The organism is Erythrobacter sp. CCH5-A1 (assembly GCF_001557115.1).
Classification (GTDB): domain Bacteria; phylum Pseudomonadota; class Alphaproteobacteria; order Sphingomonadales; family Sphingomonadaceae; genus Erythrobacter.
Genome location: NZ_LSKQ01000074.1, coordinates 69,285 through 85,231 on the forward strand (window position 1 = coordinate 69,285; position 15,947 = coordinate 85,231).

At 66.0% G+C, this 15,947-nt stretch carries 15 protein-coding genes; 10 read left to right on the forward strand and 5 right to left on the reverse strand.

The window, feature by feature from the left end; all coding sequences use genetic code 11:
* Positions 1-3: 3 nt before the first annotated feature.
* Positions 4-753 carry a MauE/DoxX family redox-associated membrane protein gene (locus AX708_RS03595; RefSeq protein WP_066531685.1) on the forward strand — a complete coding sequence of 250 codons (750 nt, stop codon included), beginning with the start codon at positions 4-6 and terminating at the stop codon, positions 751-753.
* A gap of 242 nt (positions 754-995) precedes the next feature.
* Here AX708_RS03595 and AX708_RS03600 read toward each other — a convergent pair whose 3' ends face one another.
* On the reverse strand, positions 996-2,117 hold the full coding sequence (locus tag AX708_RS03600) for a hypothetical protein (RefSeq protein ID WP_066531683.1): 1,122 nt from the start codon (positions 2,115-2,117) through the stop codon (positions 996-998).
* Between the two features lie 88 nt (positions 2,118-2,205).
* On the opposite strand from AX708_RS03600, the gene cysD reads away from it, so the two are divergent.
* The 3 genes from cysD to AX708_RS03615 are packed head-to-tail and all read left to right on the forward strand — an operon-like array spanning position 2,206 to position 5,800.
* Complete coding sequence (cysD, locus tag AX708_RS03605; RefSeq protein WP_066531682.1) at positions 2,206-3,135, forward strand: sulfate adenylyltransferase subunit CysD; 930 nt, start codon at positions 2,206-2,208, stop codon at positions 3,133-3,135.
* The gene (gene cysN / locus AX708_RS03610; RefSeq protein ID WP_066531681.1) at positions 3,135-5,039 is read left to right on the forward strand and encodes a sulfate adenylyltransferase subunit CysN; all 1,905 of its coding nucleotides are present in this window, start codon (positions 3,135-3,137) and stop codon (positions 5,037-5,039) included. Before cysD ends, cysN begins: the two co-directional genes overlap by 1 nt.
* Before the next feature lie 11 nt (positions 5,040-5,050).
* Positions 5,051-5,800: a 3'(2'),5'-bisphosphate nucleotidase CysQ gene (locus tag AX708_RS03615; protein WP_066531680.1), complete on the forward strand. Its 750-nt coding sequence runs from the start codon at positions 5,051-5,053 to the stop codon at positions 5,798-5,800.
* On the opposite strand, the gene AX708_RS03620 is transcribed toward AX708_RS03615, so the two are convergent.
* From AX708_RS03620 to AX708_RS03630, 3 genes are all read right to left on the reverse strand, one after another.
* Complete coding sequence (locus tag AX708_RS03620) at positions 5,797-6,441, reverse strand: class I SAM-dependent methyltransferase (protein WP_066531678.1); 645 nt, start codon at positions 6,439-6,441, stop codon at positions 5,797-5,799. The genes AX708_RS03615 and AX708_RS03620 overlap by 4 nt on opposite strands.
* On the reverse strand, positions 6,441-7,655 hold the full coding sequence (locus tag AX708_RS03625; protein WP_066531676.1) for a DUF3419 family protein: 1,215 nt from the start codon (positions 7,653-7,655) through the stop codon (positions 6,441-6,443). The genes AX708_RS03620 and AX708_RS03625 overlap by 1 nt, the downstream gene beginning before the upstream one ends.
* An 84-nt stretch (positions 7,656-7,739) precedes the next feature.
* Positions 7,740-8,690, reverse strand: coding sequence for a threonine/serine dehydratase (locus AX708_RS03630; protein WP_066531671.1), 951 nt, complete (start codon positions 8,688-8,690; stop codon positions 7,740-7,742).
* Positions 8,691-8,925: 235 nt separating this feature from the next.
* Here AX708_RS03630 and AX708_RS03635 point away from each other — a divergent pair, with 235 nt between their 5' ends.
* From AX708_RS03635 to AX708_RS03650, 4 genes are all read left to right on the forward strand, one after another.
* Positions 8,926-10,152: a saccharopine dehydrogenase family protein gene (locus tag AX708_RS03635; RefSeq protein WP_066531669.1), complete on the forward strand. Its 1,227-nt coding sequence runs from the start codon at positions 8,926-8,928 to the stop codon at positions 10,150-10,152.
* 80 nt (positions 10,153-10,232) lie between these two features.
* Positions 10,233-11,114 (forward strand): peptidyl-alpha-hydroxyglycine alpha-amidating lyase family protein, encoded by an 882-nt coding sequence (locus tag AX708_RS03640; RefSeq protein WP_233999603.1) that lies wholly within the window; start codon positions 10,233-10,235, stop codon positions 11,112-11,114.
* 2 nt (positions 11,115-11,116) lie between these two features.
* Entirely contained in the window at positions 11,117-12,310 is a 1,194-nt protein-coding gene (locus AX708_RS03645) for a carboxynorspermidine decarboxylase (protein WP_066531666.1), read from the forward strand.
* Positions 12,311-12,335: 25 nt separating this feature from the next.
* Positions 12,336-12,845 carry a hypothetical protein gene (locus AX708_RS03650; protein WP_066531665.1) on the forward strand — a complete coding sequence of 170 codons (510 nt, stop codon included), beginning with the start codon at positions 12,336-12,338 and terminating at the stop codon, positions 12,843-12,845.
* A 9-nt stretch (positions 12,846-12,854) separates the two neighbouring features.
* Here the strand turns inward: AX708_RS03650 and AX708_RS03655 are convergent, their stop codons facing one another.
* Positions 12,855-13,850: a DUF3137 domain-containing protein gene (locus tag AX708_RS03655; protein WP_066531664.1), complete on the reverse strand. Its 996-nt coding sequence runs from the start codon at positions 13,848-13,850 to the stop codon at positions 12,855-12,857.
* Positions 13,851-13,934: 84 nt separating this feature from the next.
* Here AX708_RS03655 and AX708_RS03660 point away from each other — a divergent pair, with 84 nt between their 5' ends.
* Together AX708_RS03660 and AX708_RS03665 are read left to right on the forward strand one after the other, a co-directional pair.
* A complete protein-coding gene (locus tag AX708_RS03660) occupies positions 13,935-14,492 on the forward strand; it encodes a LemA family protein (RefSeq protein WP_066531662.1) in 558 nt (185 codons plus the stop codon).
* Positions 14,493-14,740: 248 nt separating this feature from the next.
* Entirely contained in the window at positions 14,741-15,946 is a 1,206-nt protein-coding gene (locus tag AX708_RS03665; RefSeq protein ID WP_066531660.1) for a type III PLP-dependent enzyme, read from the forward strand.
* The last annotated feature ends 1 nt before the right edge of the window (position 15,947 follow it).

Consider the following 15,947-nt stretch of genomic DNA (forward strand, 5'->3'; position numbering starts at 1 on the left):
CCAATGCCCAAAGTCTCTGCCACCGCCGAACTGCACCGCATGGTCATGCCCGGTCACGTCTGTCCCTATGGGCTCAAGGCCAAGTACCTTCTCGAATCCCGCGGCTACACCGTGCGCGACCGGCATCTGGCAACCCGCGCTGAAGTGGAGGCCTTCAAGGCCGAGCATGGTGTCGCCACCACCCCCCAGACCTTCATCGGCGGGCATCGGGTCGGGGGGCATGATGATCTGCGCCGCTTCCTCGGCCTCAAGGTTGCCGATCCCCATGCGACATCCTACCGCCCGGTCCTTGCCCTTTTCTCCATGACTGCGGTGATGGCGATGGCGACGGGCTTTGCGGTCGACGGCACCATGCTCAGCGTCCGGGTGGCCGAGTGGTTCATTGCCTTCAGCATGTGTGTGCTCGCGCTGCTCAAGCTTCAGAATGTCGACAAGTTTGCGACCATGTTCCTGAATTACGATCTGCTCGCGCAGCGCTGGGTGCCTTACGGGACGATCTATCCCTATGCCGAAGGCCTTGCGGGGGTGCTGATGGTAGCTGGTGCGCTCCATTGGCTGTCGATCCCGGTGGCGCTGTTCATCGGGACGATCGGCGCCGTATCGGTCTTCAAGGCGGTTTACATTGACCGGCGCGAGCTGAAGTGCGCCTGCGTTGGCGGTGACAGTAACGTGCCTCTCGGCTTCATCTCTTTGACCGAGAACGTGATGATGGTCGCGATGGCCATGTGGATGTTGGCGAGATTGGTCCTTTAGGCGCTTACTCACTGAAATTGCAATTTTTCGAAGCGGATGGGTCAACGGTTCCCGGTCTGCAAAATCGACGCTTGCACGAATGTGCGGAGGTATCTTGGGGGTATCGCTGAACGGCGAAACTGGCCCGCGATATCGCCTGAACTTGCAGGGGAGCGCCAGACCCGGCACTCCCCTTGCCATCGCATATGGCGCGAACAAATCCTGACGAGACGCCAATGCGGCGACAGGTGACAGCCACCGGCTCAGGCCAGTGGAGCAAGGCTGGACAAGATCGCGCGGACCAGATCCGCCTGCCCGCGCGTCCCCGTGCGCGCATAGATCCGCTTGGAGTAATTGCGCGCCGTTTCCGCAGTGAGGTGGAGGTCGCGGCCCGCTTCGACGATCATTTCGCCCCGGCTGAGCTTTTCGGCAAGCTCGGCCTCGCGCGGGGAGAGCTGGTAGAGCGCGCGCAGCACGGCAGCGCCCAGCCGCTCGTCTTCACGCATCGGCAAGCGCAGCGTGGCGATCGCGACAGGGCGGCTGCCCGGAAGATGTCGCGCGGTCAGTGGCGGGGCCGGACGCACCAGCAGCGGCGGCCGATCCGTGGGCGCAATGAGCACCGGATCGGGAGGCGCGCCGTCCGCGCTCGCAGCGAAAGCGGCGCATGCGCGTTCGAGCTTCTCTGCCGCGGTGGGGGGCAGCAACAGCTTGCGTGACGGCCGTGTGCCGGGCAGGGCGACGAATTCGAGGTTGCGCTCGGCGATCGGGTCGGCGCGCGTCACGCGGGCCGAGGCGTCCAGCGCCACCTGTCCGATGCCGAGGCGGGCCAGCGCCGCTTCGGCCATGCTGCGCGCCAGACGTTCCTGTGCCAACATCGCCGAAGCGCCAATTGCCGCGCGCAGGTAAGGCGCTGCCGATGACAGCAGCGCGGCTGCGCCCGCGGTGAAATCCTCACGCTCGCGCAGCAGCAGCACCCACGCTTCAGCCGCCTGTTCGCCGGCCACCCGCATCACTCGCGCGAAACCGATACCATCGGCGAAAAGCGCGGCACGCTGGCGCTCCCGGCGAGCGGGGTCATCGTGATCGAGCAGTTCCTCCAGCGCATAGACGCGGCCGGTCCGCAAGCCATCCAGCGGGCGCAGGCCGAGCCTTGCGAAAATGCCCGGATCAAGCGCAGGTTCGTGCGCCGCGCGCGGAGCAGCGCTCTGGATGGCCAGGGGCGGCTCGCCCTGCCGCGCCGCCAGCGGAGCGATCAGGATGACTCCGCGCCGGGCCTGCGTGCGCGCGATGAGGGGGCTCAGGAACGCGTCCCACTGCCACGGCTCACCGGTGGCCTCGACAAGCGGCAGAAAAAGATCGGCTTGCTGGGCTGGTAGAATAGCCATGCGCGCTTTGCTCCCATATGGGAGTATTGCCATAAGGCGCTGGCGGCGAATTGGCAAAGCCGCAATCAGACCACCCTTGGAGCCCACCATGTCGCACCCCGGCAATCCCGCAACGCTAACGCATCTCCAGCGTCTTGAAGCCGAAGCGATCCACATCATGCGCGAGGTTGTGGCGCAGGCGGAAAAGCCGGTGATGATGTATTCGGTCGGCAAGGACAGCGCGGTGATGCTGCACCTTGCGAAGAAGGCCTTCTACCCTTCGCCCCCGCCGTTCCCGCTGCTCCATGTCGACACGACCTGGAAGTTCCGCGACATGTACGCCCTGCGCGAAAAGGCCGCCCGTGATGCGGGGATGGAACTGCTCGTCTGGCAGAACCCCGAGGCGGCCGAGAAGGGCATCAACCCCTTCGATCATGGCCCGCTGCACACCGACATGTGGAAGACCGAGGGGCTGAAGCAGGCGCTCGACCACCACGGCTTCGATGCGGCCTTCGGCGGCGCACGGCGCGACGAGGAGAAGAGCCGCGCCAAGGAGCGCATCTTCAGCTTCCGGACCGCCAGCCACGGCTGGGACCCCAAGAACCAGCGACCCGAGCTCTGGAACCTCTACAACGCCCGCAAGAACAAGGGCGAGTCCATCCGCGTCTTCCCGATCAGCAACTGGACCGAGCTCGACATCTGGCAGTATATCCAGCTCAACCGGATCGAGATCGTGCCGCTCTATTTCTCCGCCGTTCGCCCGACCTTCGTGTGGGAAGGGCAGCTGTTCATGGCCGATGACATCCCCCGGCTCGAGCGCGTGCTGGGTTACCGTCCGGAGATCACCGACAAGTCGATCCGCTTCCGCACGCTCGGCTGCTTCCCGCTGACGGGCGCAGTCGAGAGCACGGCGACCAACCTGTCGGAGGTCATCCAGGAAACCCTGCTCACCACCACCAGCGAACGCCAGGGCCGCGTGATCGACAAGGATGCGGGCGGCGCGGGCATGGAGAAGAAGAAGCAGGAGGGCTATTTCTGATGGACCGCGTCTACCAAACCGATGCCCTCATCGCCGAGGACATCGACGCCTATCTCGACACCCACCAGAACAAGTCGATGCTGCGCTTCATCACTTGCGGCAGCGTGGATGACGGCAAGTCGACCCTGATCGGGCGGCTGCTCTACGACAGCAAGATGATCTTCGAGGATCAGCTCGCCGCGCTGGAGAGCGACAGCAAGAAGGTCGGCACGCAAGGGCAGGAGATCGATTTTGCGTTGCTGGTCGACGGCCTCGCCGCCGAGCGCGAGCAGGGGATCACGATCGACGTCGCCTACCGCTTCTTCAACACCGAAAAGCGCAAGTTCATCGTCGCCGATTGCCCGGGGCATGAACAATACACACGCAACATGGTGACCGGCGCTTCGACCGCCGACCTCGCGGTGATCCTCGTCGATGCGAGGAAGGGCGTGCTGGTCCAGACGCGGCGCCACTCCTACCTTTGCCACCTGATCGGCATCCGCAACGTGGTGCTGGCGGTGAACAAGATGGACCTCGTCGGCTATAGCCAGCAGGTGTTCGACGACATCGTTGCCGATTATGCCGCCTTCGCAAAGAGCATCGGGATCGAGAGCTTCACGGCCATGCCGATTTCGGGCTTCAAGGGCGACAACATCACCACGCTGTCCGCCAACACCCCGTGGTATGCCGGGCCGAGCCTGATCGAGCATCTCGAGAGCGTCGAGGTGCTGTCCTCGGTCGATGCGGAAAAGCCGTTCCGCCTGCCGGTGCAATGGGTCAACCGCCCCAATCTCGACTTCCGGGGGTTCTCGGGGCTGATCGCCAGCGGCGTGGTGCGCCCGGGCGACAGTGTCCGGGTGCTGCCCTCGGGCAAGACCAGCACGGTGACGCGGATCGTCACGCTCGACGGCGATCTCGACCAAGCGGTCGCAGGCCAATCGGTGACGCTGTGCTTTGCCGACGAGATCGATTGCTCGCGCGGCGACGTGATCGCGGCGGCCGACCAGCCCCCCGAAGCCGCCGACCAGTTTGAGGCGACGCTGGTGTGGCTCAACGATGTGTCGATGGTGGTCGGGCGGGCCTATTGGCTGAAGCTGGGCACGCAGACCGTCTCGGTGACCGTCCAGCAGCCGAAGTATGCCGTCAATGTCAACACGATGGAGCACATTGCTGCCAAGACGCTCGATCTCAACGCCATTGGCGTCGCCGAGATCATCACCGACAAGCCGATCGTGTTCGAGCCCTATGCCGACAACCGCACGCTGGGCGGGTTCATCCTGATCGACAAGCAGACCAACGCAACCGTTGCCGCCGGGATGCTCCACTTCAGCCTGCGCCGCGCGCAGAACGTCCACTGGCAGCCGACCGACATCACCCGCGCCGATCACGCGGCGATGAAGAACCAGACACCGCGGGTGCTGTGGTTCACCGGGCTTTCGGGCGCGGGCAAGTCGACCATCGCCAACGAGGTCGAAAAGCGGCTCGCGCTGATGAACCGCCACACCTTCCTGCTCGATGGCGACAATGTCCGCCACGGCCTCAACAAGGACCTCGGCTTCACCGAGGCCGACCGGATCGAGAACATCCGCCGCGTGGGCGAGGTGGCCAAGCTGATGGCGGATGCGGGTCTGATCGTGCTCACCGCCTTCATCAGTCCCTTCCGCGCCGAGCGCGAGATGGTGCGGGCGATGCTCCCGGAAGGCGAGTTCATCGAGATCTTCGTCGACACCCCGCTCGAGGTCGCCGAAGCGCGCGACGTCAAGGGCCTCTACAAGAAGGCGCGTTCGGGCACTCTCAAGAACTTCACCGGGATCGACAGCCCCTATGAAGAGCCCTTGGACCCCGAGATCCGCATCGACACCGGCGCGATGAGCGTCGAAGAGGCGGCGGAATATATCGTCCGCAAGCTGATGCCGCTGAAGTGAGGGAAGCCCCGATGGCCATGACCGACGCCGCGCTTGCCGCCCACCTCGCGCAAGTGGCGGGGCAGCTGCTGATCGCCGTTCGGACGAGCGGCGTCTTCGCCGATAAGGCATTGGGGAAGGCTGGGGATGCGACGGCCAACCAATTCCTTTGCCACGCCCTGCGCGCGCAGCGGCCCGAGGACGCGCTGCTGTCGGAGGAGGAGAAGGACAACCTCGAGCGGCTGGCCGCCTCGCGGGTGTGGATCGTCGATCCGGTCGACGGCACGCGGGAGTATGGCGAGGCGCGGGCCGACTGGGCGGTGCATGTCGCGCTGGCGGTGGATGGCGTGCCGATGCTCGGCGCGGTGGCGCTGCCGGATCAGGGCAGGGTGCTGCGCTCTGACCAGCCTGTCCCCGTGCCGCCTGCGCCCGAGGTGCTCAGGATGGTCGTCAGCCGCACGCGGCCTGCTCCCGAGGCCGAGGCCGTCGCCGCCATGATCGGCGCCGAGCTGGTGCCGATGGGCAGCGCCGGGGCCAAGGCGATGGCGGTGATCCTGGGCGAGGCCGACATCTACCTCCACACCGGCGGCCAGTACGAATGGGACAGCTGCGCCCCCGCCGCCGTTGCGCTCGCGCATGGCCTCCACGTCTCGCGCATCGACGGCACGCCGCTGGTCTACAATCAGGCCGATACCTACATGCCCGACCTGCTGATCTGCCGGAAGGAGCACGCCGACATGGTGCTCGCCCGGGTCGCCGAGGTCAGCGCCGCCAGCCGCTAGCGCGCCCGCAGCACGTGGAGCTGGTAGTAGCCGAGCGGCCCGCGCCTGCTCTCGAGCACCAGCCCCCGCGCAGCCGCCACCTCGGCGGCAAGGGCAGGCAGGTCCACCCGTGGCTCGACGTGGAACTTCGCGAGCCACGCCCTGAGGCCCCGCTGGAACGGCCCCGGCAGCCCGCCGAGATCGCCGAAGTCGACCACATGAAGCTCGCCTCCCGCCGCCAGCTGCCCCGCCGCATGCTTGAGCGCACCCTGCCAGTCGGGGATCATCGAGAGCGAATAGGACAGCACGATCCGCTCGAAAGCGGGCTCGCCCAGCAGGCTGGCGGGATCGAAGGCGCAGGCATCGCCTTCGCCCAGCCGTGCCTCCTCGCCCAGCGCCGCACGCGCGCTCTTGAGCATCTCGGAGGAGATATCGAGCCCGAACAATCGCACCCCCGGCCACGCGCGCGCCACCTTGGCAAGGTTGCGCCCGGTGCCGCAGGCGACTTCGAGCACCCGCATGCCGGGGCGCGCATCCAGCCCCGCGATCAGCGTATCGCGCCCGAACAGGTAGTACTTGCGGGTGAAGTCATAGATGTGGCGCTGCCCGCGATAGACCTCGTCCATCAGCGCGGCGTGGGTGGGGCTGGGCGCAGATGCCATCACGCCAGCTCGTAGACGTGGACGCCGCCATAGATCGACGAGCGATCACGGCGGGTGAGATCGGCGGACAGCTCCTCAAGGTAGCGCCACTTGCCAAGGATCGCATCGTCGAGGCGGCCCGGCAGCAGGCTCGGCTCGGCGGCGGTGCGGAACAGCACGCGGGCGCCGGGGCGGCTGGCACGGGTGATCTTGGTCCACAGGTCATCGAGCTGGGCGTTGTTCATCCAGTCCTGCGCGTCGAGCAGCACGAAGCGGTCCATGCTCGCTTCCTCGCGGGCCCCGATCCAGTCGACCATGTTGGCGCGGGTGACTTCGAGCCGATCGACCCGCTCCTGCATCGCGGTCCAGTTGGCGCGCTGGAGATAGGGCGGCAGCGGCGCGTTTTCCGACCGGCTGTAGCCGCGCCCGAAGGCCTGCCAGGCAAAGTAGTTGTCCTTGACCTCGAAGTCGCAGGCGAGCTTCTCGAGCCGGCGGCGCAGCACTTCGGCCATGCGTTCATCGCCCGCAAGATGCTCGAACTGCGCAGGCGGAATGCCGAGGCCGAACAGCGAGGCGGGCTGGTCGGTCAGCCAGCGGATGAACTTCTTCTCGAACACGGGCGCAAGCTCGCGCTCGAACACCTCGCGCTGTTCCTCGAGCGTCTGGGCTTCGAGCACCTTCGACAGGTCGATCTTGTAAAGCTTGGCAAAGACGTGGGCGAGGCCGATGAAATTGCCCAGCAATCCCTTGCGGTAGATGCCCTTGGTGAAATAGCTGATCCGCTTGCGCCCGCGGATGTCGCGCTTTTCCCAATAGGCGCGGCTTTCCGCGTCGAGATGGGGCGCAATCATGGTCTTGTAGACCTCCGCGTTCTCCTTGTGGTCGGCATGGGCGAAGAAGCGGTGGAAGCGTTCGTAGTTGGGCAGATGCTTGATCGCCGCGATCTTGAGCTTGCCGAGCGCCACGTGGGCGTGGTTCAGGTCGACCGCGGTCACGCTTTCGGGGTTGGCCGTCAGGTAGGACAGCGCATTGCAGCTGCCGCTGGCGATGCACATCACGCGGCTGTCGGGCCGGATGTCTAGCCCCTCCATGTCGACCACGGGGTCTTCCCAGATCTGGGCATAGACCAGCCCCTTGAAGGCGAGCGCAAACGCCTTGTCGAGCAGCTTGTCGCTGACTTTCGCATCCTTGCGGATCACCGCGTCTTCGATGATCCGCTTTGCCTGTGTAGCCATGAGGGGAGGGGGTCCTTGCCGTTACGTCAAGCTGTTGTCGTATTCGCCGCGCGTTTCGTCAATGTGACGGTTTCCACAGGCATGTTAGCCACCTGAGAGGGTGGCGGCGTAGGCGGCCGGGTCGGCATTGCCGCCGGTGAGCATGATGACGGTGTCCGCGTCGACCGGCACCTTGCCCGCCAGCGCCGCCGCGAGCGCCGCCGCGCCGCCGGGTTCGACCACGAGGCGCAGCTCTGCGAAGGCGAAGCGCTGGGCGGCGCGCACCTCGTCGTCGGTGACGGTGACGCCGGGCTCGGCGCGGCCCTTGAGGAGGCCGAGGTTCAGCGGCTTGGTGACGTTGGGCTGGAGCGCGTCGCAGATGGTCTTGGGCGCGTCCGGCGCGGCGTGGACCAGCTCGCCCTTGGCCATCGCCTGGCCGACCATGTCCCAGCCGACCGGCTCAACCGGATGGACCATTGCCGTCGGCGCACCGAGCGCCAACCCCGCGGTCAGCCCCCCGCCGCCGCAGCAGGCGACAATGCGCGAGGGCGCGCGGCCGAGCTGGGCGGCGATCTCGATTGCGGCGCTGCCCTGTCCCTCGATCACCCACGGATCGCCGAAGGCATGGACGAGGGTGCCCCCGCGCTCATCGATCAGCTTGGCGGCGACCGCATCGCGGTCTTCCCCCGGGCGCTGGTAGAGCACCACCTCGGCGCCGAGTGCCTTGGTGTTGGCGAGCTTCACCGCCGGCGCATCGTGCGGCATGACGATGGCGGCCCTGATCCCGAGCCGCCTCGCGCTCCACGCGACCCCTTGGGCGTGGTTCCCCGACGACACTGCCACCACGCCGCCTTCGCGTTCCTCGGGCGTCAGGTTCGACAGGCGCCACCACGCGCCCCTGATCTTGAACGAGCCGATCGGTTGCAGCGTCTCGGCCTTCACCCATGCGCGCACGCCGCCGATGGTGACGGGCAGGAGCGGGGTGGGGGGCAGGATGCCCGCGACCGACTCGGCCGCCGCGATCACGCCTGCGCTGGTGGGGGTTCGTTCAGTCACGGCAGCGCCAACCTGTCTGTTGGAGACACATGAGACACTGTCCAGAAGCGGAAAAAGGCTCCCCGCGCGCGGCTCCCGGGTTGCGATGGGCGGGTCGGGGAAGGGCGGCAAAAACTTGTCATGCCTTCCCTATGGCAAATCACGCGCCTGTAGGAAATGCGGATCATTTGTAGCGCAGAGTGCGTTGGGGTAGGGCCCGCGCAAGATTCGCATCGCTTCACGAAAGGTTCCTCCCATGTCGGCAGCACAATCCAAAACCGTCCTCGTCATCGGTGCCGGCGGCGTCAGCTCGGTCTGCGTCCACAAGATGGCGTTCAACCCCGAGATCTTCCCCGACATCCACCTCGCCAGCCGCACCAAATCGAAGTGCGATGCCATCGCGAAATCGGTGAAGGAGCGCTGCGGGCGCGACATCGCCACCTACGAGATCGACGCCGAGGAAGTCCCCGCGATGGTCCGCCTGATCCGCGAGACCGGCGCCGGCCTCGTGGTCAACCTGGCGCTCCCCTATCAGGACCTGCCGATCATGGACGCCTGCCTCGAGGCGGGGGTCGATTACCTCGATACCGCGAACTACGAGCCCAAGGACGAGGCCAAGTTCGAATACAAGTGGCAGTGGGCCTATCACGAGCGTTACAAGGATGCAGGGCTCATGGCGCTGCTGGGCAGCGGCTTCGATCCGGGCGTCACCTCGGTCTTCACCATGTGGCTCAAGAAGCACAAGCTGAAGACCATCCGCCAGCTCGACATCCTCGATTGCAACGGCGGCGACCACGGCCAGCACTTCGCCACCAACTTCAACCCCGAAATCAACATCCGCGAAGTGACCGCCCCCGCGCGCCACTGGGAGAACGGGGAATGGGTCGAGACCCCGGCTATGAGCACCAAGGTCGGCTTCGATTTCGAGGCGGTGGGCCCCAAGAACATGTACCTGATGTATCACGAGGAGCTGGAAAGCCTCGCCAAGTACGTCCCCGAGCTCGAGCGCGCGCGCTTCTGGATGACCTTCGGCGACCAGTACATCACCCACCTCACCGTGCTCCAGAACGTCGGCATGACCTCGATCGAGCCGGTGAAGTATCAGGGCCGCGAGATCATCCCGCTGCAATTCCTCGCCGCCGTCCTCCCCAAGCCCGAGACGCTGGGCGAGACTACCAAGGGCAATACAAACATCGGCGTGATCGCGACCGGTGAGGCGCTCGATGGCAGCGGCGAGAAGACGTTCTACATCAAGAACATCTGCTCGCACGAAGCGGCCTATGAGGAGACCGGCAACCAGGCGGTCAGCTACACCACCGGCGTCCCCGCGATGATCGGCGCGGCGATGATGGTGAAGGGTGAATGGCAGGGTGAGGGCGTGTTCAACATCGAACAGCTCGACCCCGATCCCTTCATGGCGATGCTCAACGAACACGGCCTGCCATGGACGGTCGAGGAGCTGCAAGGGCCGGTTTCCTTCTGATGCGGGCATGTGGGGCGTGTGTCGCGGCCTTTGCGATGGCTTTGGCGGGCTGCGACGCTCCGCTCCCACCCCGCGAGGAAGTGCCCGCGCTTGTCGTGGATGCCGGTTGGCCCGCCATCCCCGCTGGCGCGAAGTTCGGCGAGGTCAGCGGGGTCGATGTGGACGCTGCGGGCAATGTCTGGGTGCTCCACCGCGCCGGGCGCAAGTGGGCCGAGCCGTTCCCGAAGGAGCCCATCGCCGAACCCACCGTCTTCAAGTTCTCGCCCGAGGGCAAGCTGCTTGCCCAGTGGGGAGCGGGGCAATTCATCATGCCCCACGGCATTTCCATCGACCCCGCGGGCAAGGTCTGGATCACCGACGTCGCCCGCGAGCAGGTGCTTCGCTTCAGCCCCGAAGGTGCGCTTGAACTGACGCTTGGCGAGCAGGGCGTGACCAAGCAGGACGCCAGCCATTTCGGCCGCCCCGCCGATATCGCCTTCCTCCCCGGCCGCGTGCTCGTCGCCGATGGCTATGTGAACACCCGGGTCGCCGAGTTCGCGCCGGACGGAAAATTCATCCGCGACTGGGGCGACTTCGAGGTCGCCCACGCGATCGCGGTGGACGAGGCGCACATCTACGTCGCCGACCGCGAGCATGCGCGGATCGCGGTCCATGACCATGCGGGCAAGGAGGTTGCCACATGGCCCTCGCCTGCGGGCAATCACACCTATGGCCTCAAGCCGCTCGGCGGCGGGCGCCTGCTCGCGGTCGAGGGCCGCGACGGCGCCGACCGCAATGGCGCGGTTGTGCGGATCTATGCGGCGGGCGGCAAGGTCGAAGCCTCGTACGACATCGGCCTGCCCGGCGAGGGCGCGAGCCTCGGCCATGACCTTGCGATCGGGCCTGACGGACATATCTACGTCACCGACGTGAACGGCGGCCGCGTCGTGCGCTTTTCTCTTCCTTCCCTAACGGACAAATAGCCATGCAGACCAAGGCCGGTGATCCCGGGGCCTTTGCCCATTTCGATCTGTCGCGCGTCGACAGCCCCGCCTTCGTGGTCGATGCCGCGAAGCTGCGCGAGAATTGCCGCGTGCTGGCGGCGGTGCGCGATGCGGCGGCGGCCGATGGGGCGGACATCAAGGTGTTTGCCGCGCTGAAGGCCTTCAGCATGTGGTCGGCCGCGCCGATCATCGGCGAATATCTCGACGGGGTCTCGACCTCGGGCCTGTGGGAGGCGCGGCTCGCATCCGAGTTCTACGACGGCGAGATCGCCACCTACTCGGCCGCCTTCAAGCCCGAGGAGCTGGAGGAGATCTGCCGCCTCTCCGATCACGTGATCTTCAACTCGCCCTTCCAGCACCAGCGCGCGCGGCTGATCCTCGAACAAGCCGCGGCCAACGGCGCTCCCGTCAGCGTGGGCCTGCGCATCAACCCGCAGGTCCCCACCGGCGAAGTCGCCAAGTACGACCCCAGCGCCCCCGGCTCGCGGCTCGGCTTCCCGCTCGACCAGCTCACCGAGGAGCACATGGAAGGCGTCGAGGGCATCCACTTCCACAACCTGTGCGAACAGGATTTCGAGCCGCTGAAGGCGACTTGGGACCGCGTGTTCGACGTTATCGAGCCCTTCTTCGACCAGCTCAAATGGATCAACATGGGCGGCGGCCACCACATCACCCGCGCCGATTACCAGCGCGAGGAGCTGGTCGAGTTCCTCAAGGACGCCGCCGCCGACACTGGCTGCCAGATCATCCTTGAACCGGGCGAGGCGGTCGCGCTCGATGCCGGCATTCTGGTCGGTACGCTGCTCGACACGCATTTCAACGAGATGCCGGTGGGGATCACCGACATCTCGGCGACCTGCCACATGCCCGACGTGCTCGAAGCGCCCTATCGCCCGGCGATGCTCGGCGAGCTGACCGATCCCGACATGATCCCGATCCGCCTCGGCGGCCCCTCCTGCCTCGCGGGCGACGTGATCGGCGACTACCGCCTGCCGGTCGCCGCCGAACCGGGCGCGCGCTTCGCCTTTCTCGACCAGGCGCATTATTCGATGGTCAAGACCAACACCTTCAACGGGGTCGCCCTGCCGAGCATCTGGATGTGGGACAGCGAGACCGACGCGCTCGACTGCATCAAGCGCTTCGATTACGAGGATTTCCGTGACCGGCTGAGCTGAACGGCCGGGTGAGGGGGGCACACCTATGACAAGATTTCTGACCATCGCTGCCGCACTCGCCATCGCGGGGGCGGCAGCGCCCGTGGCGGCGCAGAGCTACGATGCCAAGCGCGTCGTCGTGTCTGTCAAGCAGGCTGATCTGGAGGCGATCGTCAAGTCGCTCGGGCACACGATCAAGGAAACCGGCAAGCCGAACGAGACCTATCTTGCCGCCGAGAGCGAGGACGGGATCATCTACTTCCTGTTCGGGACCGCCTGCGACGTGGAGGGCGTTCCGGGCTGCCAGGGGGTGATGATGCAGGCGCGCTACGACCTGCCCGCGGGCACCACCTACCAGACGCTCGCCAAGGCCAATGACGATCTGGCGGCGATCGGCACGACCGCCGATTTCACCGAGAAGTCGCTGATCCTCACGCGCTACCATGTGCTCGATCACGGGGTGACGATGGCCAATATCCGCGCGAATATCGACGTGCTGCTCGGCCTCGTCGGCGACGCCTATGCGGTCGCGGCGGGCGAGGAACCGGCTCGCTAAAGCTCTGCCCTAAAGCGCTTCGTTGCCTTGCGGGTTCTGCTCCAGCACCCGCCCGCGCTCGTTCTGGTTGATCGCGAGCGCGAGGCCCGCCAGCGCCCCGAACTGGCGCTGGGCACGCGCGGCGTTCTCTTGGTCCCTGGCAGCGTCCATCCCGCCGCTTTCGAACAGGTCGCCCGCCTCGATCGCGATGATCACCTCGCCGCGCATGAACAGCGCGCGCAGTTCGCGCGCCTCAAAGGCGCTTTCGAGCCGCAGAAGGTGTTCGACATAGCTGGGGTGCACCAGCACGCGCGCTTCGACCTGATCGTCGGAATAGAGCGCGAAGGTCTCGCCGAAGGCCGGGTGGACCTGATCGACGCGGTCGAGGCGGTGGCCCTCGAAGCTGACATGGTCGCTCGCCCCGCCGAGCCCCATCCACTTCCTGTGCTTGCCCGCGCGCTCGAGCAGGGTGGTGGAATGGAACTTGCGGCCGAAGCCCATGCGGATGATCGGGCCGCGGAACACCGTTACCCAGCGCCGGTTCTTGCCCGAACCGCGCTGCTCCTCGAGATGGCATTCGTAGAGGTCGAAATCATGCCCCTCGAGCTGGCCGAACCAGCGGTCCTCGAAATTCGACTTGTCATAGCCGGGCAGCAGGCCATAGGTGCGGGCGGCCTCGAATTCGGCGCCGGGCTCGACTTCGGCGGTATAGGCCAGGCCGTAGCTGGTGGCGATGGCGGAATTGATGCCGGTCTTGATCGCCTGCTTGGCCGCCGCGATCGGGCGGTATCCCCAGAAGCCCGCGCCCAGAACCGCGCCCGCCGACAGGAGCTTTGTCATGCCCCATTCGGCTGCCGGGGAGAACCATACGAAGGCCAGCACCGGGAGGAGGATCACCGCACTCCACACCCAGCGATTGGTCGCCTGCTTCCTCGCGCCTTCGCGCATCTCGTTCTGGCCGGCGAGCCAATCCGCCAGGCCGCCCTGCATCAGGGCGTTGATATCCGATCCCAAGCGTTCCGCCATTTTCTGTTGATAACACCTCTCCCTTAACGAATATGCGCTAAGCGGGCCGCCGATGACAAGCGTTGCTCTGTTGGGGGAGGGGATATGGTGTTCTGGATTGTTCTCGGGCTCGCGGTGATCGTGGTGCTGGTCCTGATCCTGATCGTCGTCTACAACCAGCTCGTCGCCCTCAGGCAAGGCGTGCGGCAGGGGGTGGCCGATATCGACGCGCAGCTGCGCCAGCGCCATGATCTGATCCCCAATCTGGTCGAGACCGTGAAGGGTTATGCCGCCCACGAATCGGAGACCTTCGAAGCGGTGATCGCGGCGCGCAATGCCGCCGCCAGCGGCGCGCCGTCGTCGGGCAGCGAGCAGCAATTGAAAGGCGCGCTCGGCAATCTGATCGCGCTGGGCGAAGCCTATCCCGACCTCAAGGCATCGGCCAATTTCCAGTCGCTCCAGGGCGAGCTCGCCGATGTCGAGGACAAGCTTGCCGCCGCCCGCCGCGCATTGAACGCCGCGGTCGCCCGTTTCAATGCCGCGCGCGAATCCTTCCCCGCGGTCCTATTTGCCGGGATGCTCGGTTTCGGCGAGGCCGACTTCCACCGGCTCGACGCGAGCGAGCAGGGGACGGTCGATCAGGTGCCGAAGATCGGCTTCTGATTCGCGTCCGGAACGGCGCAAAGCTCCCGGTTTTCGGTCACATTGCGGTCGCGTTCCGGCCACGAACGGCCTCGCGCGCCGATTGTGTCTTCAAAAAGTAACATTTCTCCGGGGCGGGGTGCATTTTTCATTTGCATTCCCCCCCCAAAGCCCTATCTGCGCGCTTCCGCTGCCCCAAGGGGACTTCCAAACCGCAAGGCAGCTTGTCGTTTTATGGTTCAACAGAGCCGTTTTGGGGGTCCCTTGAGTTGCACATCTATCCTGACGCACTGGCTGTAGTCCGCGACCTCCGTCCGGACGAACCTGTCATCCTCAACCGCCCGCACGCCGCGCGGCGCGCCGCCCGTTTCTTCGTTGAGAAGTTTCCGGGCAAGGTGCTCTACGCGGTCAAGGCCAACCCGGCGCCCGATCTGATCGAGGTGCTGTGGAGCGCCGGTGTCACCCACTATGACGTCGCCTCGATCACCGAGGTGCGGCTGGTGCGCGGCATTCTGCCCGACGCCGTGCTGTGCTTCATGCACCCGGTGAAGACCCCGGCGGCAATCCGCGAGGCCTATTTCGAGCACGGCGTGCGCACCTTCAGCCTCGACACCTACGAGGAGCTGGAGAAGATCGTCGCCGCCTGCACCGATCCCGCGACCGGCGAAGCGCCGCGCGACCTGCGTCTGTGCGTGCGGCTGCGCGTGTCGAGCGAGTATTCGGAGCTGTCGCTCGCTTCGAAGTTCGGTTGCGACCTGATCGAAGCGCCCCAGCTGCTCCAGCAGGCCCGCCAGCATTGCGACTGGCTGGGCGTGTGCTTCCACGTCGGCAGCCAGGCGATGACCCCGTTTGCCTTCGTGCAGGCGCTCGACCGCACCCGTGCGGCGATCGCCGAGGCGTCGGTCGTCATCGACATGATCGATGTCGGCGGGGGCTTCCCGAGTGCCTATCCGGGGCTCGAGCCGCCGCCGATGGAGGATTACTTCGCGATCATCGCCAAGCACTTCGAAAGCCTGCCGATCGCCTACAACGCCGAGCTGTGGTGCGAACCCGGCCGCGCGCTGTCGGCCGAGTATTCCTCGATGATCGTCCAGGTGAACAAGCGCCGCGACGAGGAGCTCTACATCAACGACGGTGCCTACGGCGCGCTCTACGATGCCGCCCACGTCGCGTGGCGCTTCCCGGTGCGCGCGCTCGAGGACGACCTCATCGAGGAGGACGAGGACTTCGCCTTCTACGGGCCGACCTGTGACGATGCCGACTACATGAAGGGGCCCTTCAAGCTCCCGGCCGACATCCAGGCGGGCGACTATATCGAGATCGGCATGCTCGGCGCTTACGGCGCGGCGATGAAGACCGGCTTCAACGGCTACGGCAACGCACAGGTCGTGACCGTGCAGGACGAGCCGATGATGAGCCTGTTCAACGGCACCCGCGTGCGCGAGGCGACCGACAACGTGGTGTCGCTGCGCTGAC